The 11,030-nt window shown below is 57.7% G+C and carries 10 protein-coding genes and 3 tRNA genes; 5 read left to right on the top strand and 8 right to left on the bottom strand.

The window, feature by feature from the left end:
• Window positions 1–10 precede the first annotated feature (10 nt).
• The 4 genes from JO226_RS08975 (at window position 11) to nadA (ending at window position 1,517) form a co-directional block, all read left to right on the top strand.
• Window positions 11–86 (top strand) — tRNA-Lys (locus JO226_RS08975).
• 48 nt (window positions 87–134) lie between these two features.
• Window positions 135–210, top strand: a tRNA-Lys gene (locus tag JO226_RS08970).
• Window positions 211–232: 22 nt separating this feature from the next.
• Window positions 233–308: transfer RNA gene (locus tag JO226_RS08965), tRNA-Lys, on the top strand.
• A 165-nt stretch (window positions 309–473) separates the two neighbouring features.
• Entirely contained in the window at window positions 474–1,517 is a 1,044-nt protein-coding gene (gene nadA, locus JO226_RS08960; protein WP_293547566.1) for a quinolinate synthase NadA, read from the top strand.
• Between the two features lie 52 nt (window positions 1,518–1,569).
• Here the strand turns inward: nadA and zitB are convergent, their stop codons facing one another.
• Window positions 1,570–2,520 carry a CDF family zinc transporter ZitB gene (gene zitB / locus JO226_RS08955; protein WP_293547563.1) on the bottom strand — a complete coding sequence of 317 codons (951 nt, stop codon included), beginning with the start codon at window positions 2,518–2,520 and terminating at the stop codon, window positions 1,570–1,572.
• Window positions 2,521–2,693: 173 nt separating this feature from the next.
• Here zitB and aroG point away from each other — a divergent pair, with 173 nt between their 5' ends.
• The gene (gene aroG / locus JO226_RS08950; protein WP_293547560.1) at window positions 2,694–3,746 is read left to right on the top strand and encodes a 3-deoxy-7-phosphoheptulonate synthase AroG; all 1,053 of its coding nucleotides are present in this window, start codon (window positions 2,694–2,696) and stop codon (window positions 3,744–3,746) included.
• A gap of 65 nt (window positions 3,747–3,811) precedes the next feature.
• On the opposite strand, the gene gpmA is transcribed toward aroG, so the two are convergent.
• The 7 genes from gpmA to JO226_RS08915 all read right to left on the bottom strand — a co-directional run.
• Window positions 3,812–4,564, bottom strand: coding sequence for a 2,3-diphosphoglycerate-dependent phosphoglycerate mutase (gene gpmA, locus JO226_RS08945; RefSeq protein WP_293547558.1), 753 nt, complete (start codon window positions 4,562–4,564; stop codon window positions 3,812–3,814).
• A 207-nt stretch (window positions 4,565–4,771) separates the two neighbouring features.
• Window positions 4,772–5,812, bottom strand: a complete 1,041-nt coding sequence (galM, locus tag JO226_RS08940; RefSeq protein ID WP_293547556.1) for a galactose-1-epimerase — start codon at window positions 5,810–5,812, stop codon at window positions 4,772–4,774.
• Window positions 5,806–6,954 (bottom strand): galactokinase, encoded by a 1,149-nt coding sequence (gene galK, locus JO226_RS08935; RefSeq protein WP_293547553.1) that lies wholly within the window; start codon window positions 6,952–6,954, stop codon window positions 5,806–5,808. Before galK ends, galM begins: the two co-directional genes overlap by 7 nt.
• Window positions 6,955–6,956: 2 nt before the next feature.
• On the bottom strand, window positions 6,957–8,003 hold the full coding sequence (gene galT / locus JO226_RS08930) for a galactose-1-phosphate uridylyltransferase (protein ID WP_293547551.1): 1,047 nt from the start codon (window positions 8,001–8,003) through the stop codon (window positions 6,957–6,959).
• A gap of 9 nt (window positions 8,004–8,012) precedes the next feature.
• Window positions 8,013–9,029 (bottom strand): UDP-glucose 4-epimerase GalE, encoded by a 1,017-nt coding sequence (gene galE / locus JO226_RS08925; RefSeq protein ID WP_293547549.1) that lies wholly within the window; start codon window positions 9,027–9,029, stop codon window positions 8,013–8,015.
• Between the two features lie 203 nt (window positions 9,030–9,232).
• Window positions 9,233–10,702 carry a molybdate ABC transporter ATP-binding protein ModF gene (gene modF, locus JO226_RS08920; RefSeq protein ID WP_293547546.1) on the bottom strand — a complete coding sequence of 490 codons (1,470 nt, stop codon included), beginning with the start codon at window positions 10,700–10,702 and terminating at the stop codon, window positions 9,233–9,235.
• Window positions 10,703–10,769: 67 nt separating this feature from the next.
• On the bottom strand, window positions 10,770–11,030 hold a 261-nt coding region (locus JO226_RS08915), incomplete at its 5' end, for a TOBE domain-containing protein (RefSeq protein ID WP_293547543.1).

Genomic DNA, 11,030 nt, shown 5'->3' with positions numbered 1-11,030 from the left:
CCCACCACTCGGGTCGTTAGCTCAGTTGGTAGAGCAGTTGACTTTTAATCAATTGGTCGCAGGTTCGAATCCTGCACGACCCACCACTTTTTGGTGGTTCCGAGTAAAATTATCTTCGAAGTCAATACCCGAATGGGTCGTTAGCTCAGTTGGTAGAGCAGTTGACTTTTAATCAATTGGTCGCAGGTTCGAATCCTGCACGACCCACCACTTCGAAGAAAAATCCCGCAAGGGGTCGTTAGCTCAGTTGGTAGAGCAGTTGACTTTTAATCAATTGGTCGCAGGTTCGAATCCTGCACGACCCACCAATGTAAAAAAGCGCCCTAAAGGCGCTTTTTTGCTTTTTCATTTCCGGTGACTTTTTATCGCACATCCGCTATCTTGTTTAGTATACGAAACACGATTGCCGTACGTTTTGCCATGTCATGCAAAAGAAAGGCAATATTGTTAAGCCAGTGAAACGAGAAGCCATAATGAGTGTGATGTTTGATCCAGAAGCCGCAATCTATCCCTTCCCGCCAAAGCCTGTCCCGCTAGGTTTGGATGAAAAGCAGTTCTACCGCGAGAAGATCAAACGTCTTCTCAAAGAGCGCGATGCGGTGATGGTGGCTCACTACTACACCGACCCTGAAATCCAGCAACTGGCGGAAGAGACCGGCGGCTGCATTTCCGATTCCCTTGAGATGGCGCGTTTTGGCGCCCGCCATCCGGCCTCTACGCTGCTGGTGGCTGGTGTGCGCTTTATGGGGGAAACGGCGAAAATCCTCAGCCCGGAAAAAACGATTCTGATGCCGACGCTGGAGGCCGAGTGTTCACTCGATTTAGGCTGCCCGATTGATGAGTTTAAGGCGTTCTGCGACGCCCATCCCGACCGGACCGTGGTGGTCTACGCGAATACCTCGGCGGCGGTAAAAGCGCGAGCGGACTGGGTCGTCACCTCCAGCATCGCTGTTGAGCTGATTGAACACCTCGATAGCCTGGGCGAGAAAATTATCTGGGCGCCTGACAAACACCTTGGACGTTACGTGCAGAAGCAGACTGGCGCAGACGTGCTGTGCTGGCAGGGCGCCTGCATTGTCCACGATGAATTTAAGACCCAGGCGCTGGCGCGCATGAAAGCGCTCTATCCGCAGGCTGCTGTGCTGGTACACCCGGAGTCGCCGCAGGCGATTGTCGATATGGCGGACGCCGTGGGCTCCACAAGCCAGCTTATCGCCGCGGCGAAAGCGCTGCCGCATCCGCAGCTTATTGTGGCGACCGATCGCGGGATTTTCTACAAAATGCAGCAGGCTGTACCGGAAAAAGAGCTGCTCGAAGCGCCAACCGCCGGAGAAGGCGCAACCTGTCGCAGCTGCGCGCATTGCCCGTGGATGGCGATGAATGGGCTGCAGGCCATCGCTCAGGCGCTGGAGTCGGGCGGTAGCGCCCATGAGATTCACGTCGACGCTGCGCTGCGTGAGGGCGCGCTGCTGCCGCTCAACCGGATGCTGGCGTTTGCGGCGACACTGCGTGGCTAAATAGCGTCAGGTCTGCACAGCGCGCGGGAGCGGGGCTCTCACGCGCTGTGCATTAATGGTGGTGGTGATGAGCGTGTCTGGCGGCTGTTTCGTTGAGATGGCACTCCGGCATTTTACAGGGCTGGTACTCCATCTGGATGGTGGCGTGCGCAATCTGGTAGTGATGTTCCAGGAAATGCTGAATGCGCGCCAGCAGCCCGTCATGGTCGTGCGGCGGGATCACCTGCACATGCAGGGTCATAATCGGCTTCTCGCCAACCAGCCAGACGTGAACGTGGTGCACATCGCGAACCTCGGGGATCTCGCGGCGGAGCCCACGTTTGAGTGCCGGGATATCCAGCGAACCCGGCGCGCCTTCCAGCAGTTCGTTCAGGCTCTCTTTCAGTAAACGCCAGGCGCTGCGCAGCACCAGACAGGAAACGAGGATCGACAGAATCGGGTCGATGGGCGTCCAGTTCGTCAGCAGTATCACCAGTGCCGCAAGAATCGCACCCACTGAACCGAGCAGATCACCTAACACATGCAGCGCGGCGGCGCGGACATTGAGGTTTTTCTCTTCGCTGCCGCGGCGCAGGATCCAGAACGCAACAATGTTGGCCAGCAGGCCTGCAACGGCAATCACCATCATGGTCATGCCCGCCACGGGCTGAGGATGGCGAAAACGCTGGAAGGCCTCCCAGACGATCAGCATGGTAATGACCACCAGCGCGATGGCGTTAACAAAGGCGGCGAGGGTCGTTAAGCGCAGCCAGCCGAAGGTGTGTCGGGCATTCGGCGGACGGCGCGAAAACTGCACCGCCAGCAGCGCGAACAGCAGCGCCGCCGCATCCGTCAGCATATGTCCCGCGTCGGCCAGCAGCGCCAGTGAACCGGACACCAGCCCCCCAATCACCTCGACGACCATAAACCCAGCGGTAATCACGAAAGCCAGTAATAAGCGTCGGGCGTTGCCGTCATTTGCCCGCTGGGGCTGAGGTGTGGAATGAGAGTGAGAATGCGCCATGAAATCGTCCTGCATCACTTTTTGAGGTAATTGCATTATATCATTACAGAACTTTTCGCCCGCCGCAGAAAAATGACGGCTGGAGTGTAAAAGCCAGTTTACACTTACCAATTGTCGAGATAGATTGAAGGGATTGCACTCAATCATATAAGTATGGCAAGACTGGAAATACCATGAATTATCAGAATGACGATTTACGTATTAAAGAGATCAACGAGTTATTACCACCCGTAGCGCTCCTTGAAAAATTCCCTGCTACCGAGAATGCCGCGAACACGGTTTCCCATGCCCGCAAAGCGATCCACAAGATCCTCAACGGGCAGGACGATCGTCTGCTGGTCGTGATTGGCCCATGTTCCATTCACGACCCGGTTGCGGCGAAAGAGTATGCCAAACGCCTGCTGACGCTGCGTGAAGCGCTGAAGGGGGAGCTGGAAATCGTCATGCGCGTCTATTTTGAAAAACCGCGCACCACCGTCGGCTGGAAAGGGCTGATTAACGATCCGCATATGGACAATAGCTTCCACATCAACGACGGTCTGCGCATCGCGCGTAAGCTGCTGCTGGAAATAAACGACAGCGGACTGCCTGCGGCGGGTGAATTCCTGGATATGATCACCCCGCAGTATATGGCGGATCTGATGAGCTGGGGCGCTATCGGCGCGCGCACCACAGAATCTCAGGTGCACCGCGAACTGGCTTCCGGTCTTTCCTGCCCGGTCGGTTTTAAAAACGGGACTGACGGCACGATTAAAGTGGCTATCGACGCCATTAACGCCGCTGGTGCGCCGCACTGCTTCCTGTCTGTCACCAAGTGGGGTCACTCCGCGATTGTGAACACCAGCGGCAACGGCGACTGCCATATTATCCTGCGCGGCGGCCAGGAGCCGAACTACAGCGCGTATCACGTGGCAGCGGTAAAAGAGGGGCTGGAAAAAGCCGGTTTGCCGTCGAAGGTGATGATCGACTTCAGCCATGCCAACTCCAGCAAGCAGTTCAAAAAGCAGATGGATGTGGCGAAAGACGTTTGCGGGCAGATTGTCGGTGGCGAGAAAGCCATTATCGGCGTGATGATCGAAAGCCATCTGGTGGAAGGTAACCAGAGCCTGGAAAGCGGTGAACCGCTGACCTATGGCAAGAGCATTACCGATGCCTGCATCGGCTGGGAAGATACTGATGCGGTGCTGCATCAGCTGGCCAATGCGGTGAAAGCGCGTCGCGGCTAATTATCTGTTGCGCCAATAAAAAAGCGTGGATGATTTAATCCACGCTTTTTTATACCAGGTGAAAATTACTTCGCTTTACCCTGATTCGCGACGGCGGCTGCTTTTGCGGCGATTTCGTCGGCGTTGCCCAGGTAGTAGCGCTGAATCGGTTTGAAGTTCTCGTCGAATTCATAAACCAGCGGTACGCCGGTTGGGATGTTCAGTTCGAGGATCTCGTCTTCACCCATCTTGTCCAGGTATTTCACCAGCGCGCGCAGGGAGTTGCCGTGCGCGGCGATGATCACGCGCTCGCCGCTTTTCAGACGCGGCAGAATGGTTTCATTCCAGTACGGCACAACGCGATCGATGGTCAGCGCCAGGCTTTCGGTGGTCGGCAACTCAGCGTCGGTCAGTTTCGCATAACGCGGGTCGTGGCCCGGGTAGCGCTCGTCGTCTTTCGTCAGCTCCGGCGGAGTTATCGCGAAGCCGCGGCGCCACTGTTTAACCTGCTCATCGCCATATTTCTCTGCAGTTTCCGCTTTGTTCAGACCCTGCAGCGCACCGTAGTGGCGCTCGTTGAGTTTCCAGGATTTTTCCACTGGCAGCCAGGCCTGGTCCAGTTCGTCCAGTACGTTCCACAGGGTGTGGATGGCACGTTTCAGCACAGAGGTATAAGCAAAATCGAAGCTGAAGCCTTCTTCCTTCAGCAGCTTACCCGCCGCTTTCGCTTCGCTAACGCCTTTCTCAGACAGATCAACGTCATACCAACCGGTGAAACGGTTTTCGTTGTTCCACTGGCTTTCGCCGTGGCGCACCAGAACCAGCTTAGTTACAGCCATGTTTTACTCCTCACAAGCTTTATTGAATGATTACAATTCTCATTATATTGCCGTGACCGGGCCAGCGGCAACGCTTAACCATAACCATAGCGAAAATAGAGACGCAGTGTAAGGTGCTTGTGAATCGGCAGTTATTTTTTTGTCGGCATCTGACGCTAATTTCAGCAAGGTGGACAAAAAAGGCCCTCCATCAGGGAGGGCTGGGGATCACAGGGCGACAAACTGGTATTCGGTGAGGCTGACGTACTCAACGCCTGGCTGCAAAATGCAGTCCGGCTGCGGCCATTCAGGGTGGTTCGGGCTGTCCGGGAGAAACTCGCTTTCCAGCGCCAGCCCCTGCCAGTCGGCATAAGCACTGCCGTTACGGGAAGGTGTGCCGCCCAGATAGTTACCAGAGTAGAACTGCAGCGCGGGGGCGGAGGTCATCACCTTCAGCTGCAATTTACCGTCGGCCGAGCAGACGAGCGCGGCGGGTTGCTGCACATCGCCTTTGGCACTGAGCAGAAACGCGTGATCGTAACCTTTGGTTTTGCGCTGGTCGTCATCGCTGAGGAAATCCTGGGCGATAACTTTGGCCGTGCGGAAATCAAAGCTGGTGCCTGCGACGTCCTTCAGGCCTGCGCGTGGTATCCCGGTTTCATCGACCGGCAGATACTGCTGCGCAAAAATCTGCAGACGGTGATGACGCACGTCGGTTTGTTCGCCGTCCAGGTTGAAATAGACGTGGTTGGTCAGGTTCACCGGACAGGGCTTATCGACGGTCGCGCGATATTCGATGCGGATGCGGTTATCGTCGGTCAGTTGATAGCGAGCCGTGGCGTGCAGATTGCCCGGAAATCCCTGGTCGCCGTCGGGGGACGCCAGCGCGAACAGCACGTTGGCGTTGCTGTGGCTGACGATTTGCCAGCGGCGCTTGTCAAACCCTTCCGGCCCGCCGTGCAGCTGGTTTACGCCCTGGCTTGGCGACAGCATGACGACATCGCCCGCCAGCGTATAGCGACTGTCGGCGATACGGTTGGCATAGCGACCAACCGACGCGCCGAGAAATGCCGCCTGCTGTGGATACTGTTCAGGCGTGGCGCAGCCGAGCAGCGCTTCGCGAAGGCTGCCGTCGTTGAGCGGCACCTGCGCTGACAACAGGGTCGCGCCCCAGTCCATCAGCGTGATGACCATACCGGCGCTGTTACGCAGGGTGATCAGCCGCCAGGGCTGGCCGTCAGGGGCCAGCGTGGAGTTATCATTCAGCACTGGCCCGCTCCTTGTGACGGCTTGCACACGTAGAAGGTCTCTTTGATGCCGGTTTTGGCTTCATACTGGGAGGCCACGGCCTCTTTGACGGTGGGAACCAGCGCTTCCGGCACCAGCGCCACGATGCAGCCGCCGAAACCGCCGCCAGTCATCCGCACGCCGCCTTTGTCGCCGATGGCCGCTTTGACAATCTCCACCAGGGTGTCTATCTGCGGTACCGTGATTTCAAAATCATCGCGCATCGAGGCGTGGGATTCCGCCATCAGCTCGCCCATCCGCCGCAGGTCGCCTTTTTCCAGCGCCGAGGCGGCTTCAACCGTACGGGCATTTTCGGTCAGGACGTGACGAACGCGTTTCGCCACCACTGGGTCAAGCTCATGGGCTACGTTGTTAAATTCGTTCAGGGTCACGTCGCGCAATGCAGGCTGCTGGAAGAAGCGGGCGCCGGTCTCGCACTGCTGGCGGCGGGTGTTGTATTCGCTACCGACCAGAGTGCGTTTGAAGTTGCTGTTGATGATGATAACCGCCGCGCCCTTCGGCATGGAGACGGCTTTGGTGCCCAGCGTCCGGCAGTCGATCAGCAGCGCGTGGTCTTTTTTGCCGAGCGCGGAAATCAACTGGTCCATAATGCCGCAGTTGCAGCCGACGAACTGGTTTTCCGCCTCCTGGCCGTTGAGCGCGATCTGCGCGCCGTCAAGCGGCAGGTGATACAGCTGCTGGAAAACGGTGCCGACCGCCACTTCCAGTGAGGCTGACGAGCTTAACCCCGCGCCCTGCGGCACATCGCCGCTGATGACCATATCCACGCCGTTGAAGTTGCGGTTGCGCTTTTGCAGGTGTTTGACCACCCCGCGCACGTAGTTTGACCACTGCTGGCTGTCATGGGTAACGATAGGAGCATCCAGCGAAAACTCGTCCGTCTGGTTGTCGTAGTCGGCGGCGATAACCCGAACGGTACGATCCTGACGCGGGGCGCAACTTATTACCGTCTGGTAGTCGATGGCGCAGGGCAGGACAAAACCGTCGTTGTAGTCGGTATGTTCGCCGATCAGGTTGACGCGGCCAGGCGCCTGAATTACGTGGTTGGCAGGGTAGCCGAATTTTTCAGCAAACAGAGATTGTGTTTTTTCTTTCAGACTCATTATTAAACTCCAGATTCGCGAAAATGAACGTCGCTGACCGCGCGCAGGCGCTCAGCGGCTTGTTCTGCCGTCAGGTCACGCTGGGTTTCCGCCAGCATTTCATAACCCACCATGAATTTACGCACGGTCGCGGAGCGCAGCAGCGGCGGGTAGAAATGCGCGTGGAGCTGCCAGTGCGAGTTATCTTCATCGTTAAACGGCGCGCCGTGCCAGCCCATCGAGTAGGGGAACGAGCACTGGAACAGGTTGTCGTAACGGCTGGTCAGCTTTTTCAGCGCCAGCGCGAGATCGTTGCGCTGGGCGTCGGTAAGAGAGGTCATACGCAGCACGTGCGCCTTTGGCAGCAGCAGCGTTTCAAACGGCCAGGCGGCCCAGTAGGGCACGACCGCCAGCCAGTGCTCTGTCTCCACCACGGTGCGGCTGCCGTCAGCCAGCTCGCGCTGGACATAGTCCACTAGCATGGGCGCGCGCTGTTTAGCGAAGTACGCTTTTTGCAGGCGATCTTCACGTTCGACTTCATTAGGCAGGAAGCTGTTCGCCCACACCTGTCCGTGCGGATGCGGGTTCGAGCACCCCATCGCCGCCCCTTTGTTTTCAAAAACCTGCACCCACGGATAGCGTTCGCCGAGCTCTGCCGTCTGCTGTTGCCAGGTGGCAATGACCCCGGTGAGCGCGTCGAGCGTCAGTTCCGGCAGCGTTTTGCTGTGATCGGGCGAGAAGCAGATAACCCGACTGGTGCCGCGCGCGCTCTGGCAGCGCATCAGCGGGTCATCGCTTTCCGGCGCCGCAGGCGTATCGGTCATCAACGCGGCGAAATCGTTGGTGAAAACGTAAGTCCCTGTATACGACGGATTTTTATCGCCGGTGACGCGGGTGTTGCCCGGACAGAGAAAACAGTCCGGGTCATGGGCGGGCAGCATCTGCTTCGCTGGCGTTTCCTGCGCCCCCTGCCAGGGGCGCTTTGCACGGTGCGGAGAGACCAGAATCCACTGGTCCGTCAGCGGGTTATAGCGACGATGCGGATGGTCGACGGGGTTAAATTGCGTCATTACTGTTCCTTAGTCCGGATACCCCTGCGGGTGGCGCGACTGCCAGTGCCAGGTGTCCTGCGCCATCTCATCAAGGTTACGTGTCACGCGCCAGTTCAGTTCACGGTCAGCTTTGCTCGCATCGGCCCAGTAGGCCGGGAGGTCGCCGTCGCGGCGAGGCGCAAAATGGTAATTGATCGGCTTGCCGGAAGCCTTGCTGAAGGCGTTAACCACGTCCAGCACGCTGCTGCCTGTGCCAGCGCCGAGGTTGTAGATGTGTACGCCCGGCTTGTCGGCCAGTTTTTCCATGGCGGCGACGTGACCATCGGCAAGGTCCATAACGTGGATGTAATCACGCACGCCAGTGCCGTCTTCGGTCGGATAGTCGTTGCCAAAAATCGCCAGCGAGTCGCGGCGGCCGACCGCCACCTGCGCGATGTACGGCATCAGGTTGTTGGGAATGCCCTGCGGGTCTTCGCCCATGTCGCCTGACGGATGCGCGCCGACCGGGTTGAAGTAGCGCAGCAGCGAGATGCTCCAGTCCGGCTGCGCTTTTTGCAGGTCGGTGAGGATCTGTTCCACCATCAGTTTGCTTTTGCCGTAGGGGCTTTGCGGCGTGCCGGTCGGGAAGCTTTCGACATACGGGATCTTCGGCTGGTCGCCATAGACCGTTGCGGAGGAGCTGAAAATGAAGTTTTTCACGTTGGCGGCGCGCATGGCGGCGATGAGGCGCAGCGTGCCGTTGACGTTGTTGTCGTAATACTCGAGCGGTTTAGCGACGGATTCGCCGACGGCCTTCAGCCCGGCGAAGTGGATCACAGCGTCAATCGCGTGATCGTGGAGAATTTCGGCCATCAGCGCTTCGTTGCGGATATCGCCTTCAACGAAGGAGGGATGTTTGCCGCCCAGGCGTTCAATCACCGGTAATACGCTGCGCTTACTGTTACACAGATTATCCAGGATGATGACGTCATGACCCTGTTGCAGCAATTGCACGCAGGTATGACTACCTATGTAACCGCTACCACCTGTAACCAGTACTCTCATTTTTCGCTCCATTAGGCTTATGGTATGTGATAACCATAGCATAACAGAGATACAAAAAGTGTGACATATGCTGTGTTAGTGGAATCGTTTACACTTGAGCGATTTAGAATGCCGCCACATAGATTTTTGATTATAAATCAAAATGAAAACGAATAAATCCTGCCTTAATCTGAAAACGCGGGAGCAGCCCCCCCGCGAGACAATTAGCATGGGCCGATGGCGTACGCGTAGCCGTCGCCTTCGGGGATAAAGGCCAGACGATGGGTGATGCACGCGGGCGCGTCTTCCGCATGATGGGACACAAACAACAGCTGGGTGTTCCCTTCGCTTATCAGCACATCGACAAAGCGGCGTACCAGCTGGCGGTTTAGCGGATCAAGCCCCTGAAGTGGTTCGTCAAGGATAAGCAGCGTCGGGTGTTTCACCAGCGCGCGGACAATGAGCGCCAGCCGCTGCTGGCCCCATGACAGGCTGTGGAACGGGGCGTCGGCGGTATGGTTGTCCATACCAAGGATATCCAGCCAGCCCTGCGCCAGCTTGTGCTGCTTGTCGGACACCGCCTGATAGATACCGATGGAGTCAAAAAAACCGGAGAGGATCACGTTGCGCACGTTAGTGCTGACACGGTAGTCCAGATGCAGGCTGCTGCTGACGTAGCCGATGTGCTTTTTGATATCCCAGATGGTTTCTCCACTGCCGCGGCGGCGCCCGAAGAGGGTCAAGTCGTTGCTGTAGCTCTGGGGATGATCGCCGGTTACCAGGCTCAGCAGTGTGGATTTTCCGGCGCCGTTCGGGCCGACGATTTGCCAGTGCTCGCCGGGATTCACCGTCCAGGAGAGGTGGTTGATGATGGGTCTGTCGTTGTAGGACACCACGCCGTCATGCAGCACAATTCGCGGCAGCGAGTCCGCCAGGGCCAGATGCGCGGGAGGGGCGTCTGGCTCCGGAAGCGTGATGCCGGAGAGTTTCTCGCTGTGCGCCAGCTGTGCGATGAGCGCCTGTTCAAGCAGCATGTTTTTCTCACCGGTTTCCAGCAGCGTACAATCAGCCAGTACGCCCGCATGCAGCACAAAGTCCGGAATTTCATCAAAACGGTTCAGTACCAGCGCCAGGGTATAGCCGTCATGGTGCAGTGTCGCCAGCAGTTCAGCCAGCACCTGACGCGACGCGATGTCCAGACCGTCAAACGGTTCATCGAGGATAAGCAGGTCCGGTTCGTTCATTAATGCCTGACAGAGCAGCGTTTTGCGGGTTTCGCCGGTCGAGAGGTACTTAAAGCGGCGGTCGAGGAGTTTGCTGATGCCGAAACGATCGGCAAGCGCTGCGCAGCGCGCCGGGTTTTTGACCTCGTCCTGAATAATTTCCGCTGTCGTCCGCCCGGTATCCTCTTCGCCGGGGCTCAGGAGATCGGTATTGTTGCGCTGCCACTCCTCGCTGACGAGTTTTTGCAGCTGTTCGAAGGAGAGGCGGGTGATGCGGGAAAAATCGCCGCGACGTACGCCCGCCAACAGGTGAAGCTCGCCGGCCAACGCCCGCGCCAGCGCCGATTTACCGCTGCCGTTGCTGCCGACAAAAGCCCAGCCTTCGCCAGCGCGCAGGGTTAAATCCTCGATAGAGAGCGTTTTTGTATCGCTAAGACGAAACGTGCCTTGCGAAATTTGCAATGATGACATTGTGTATCCCGTTTTATGCAGCGATTTAAAACAGGGATACGTGTTCTGCTGGTGAAAGTCAAGGTCCTCAGCAGAGGGTGGCGAGGATCACTCTGTCGGCGTTGAACCAGGCAATGGCCTGCTGTCCTTCGCTCAGGCTGCGGGCCTGCTCTGCCGGAACGGTAGCGCACAGCGGCTGGCCGTCAGGCAGGGTCATTAACACTTCGCACTGGACGTCGCCGCGTTCAATATGGCTTATCGTTCCGCTGAGCTGGTTATCCGCGCCCGTGGCGACAGCCGGGTCGTGAGTCATTCCCACCCACGGCGCTTTCAGCAGCACCAGCACCTC

This window comes from Pluralibacter sp. (assembly GCF_019237635.1).
Lineage (GTDB): Bacteria > Pseudomonadota > Gammaproteobacteria > Enterobacterales > Enterobacteriaceae > Enterobacter_B.
This window is presented reverse-complemented; position numbering and strand designations above follow the sequence as displayed.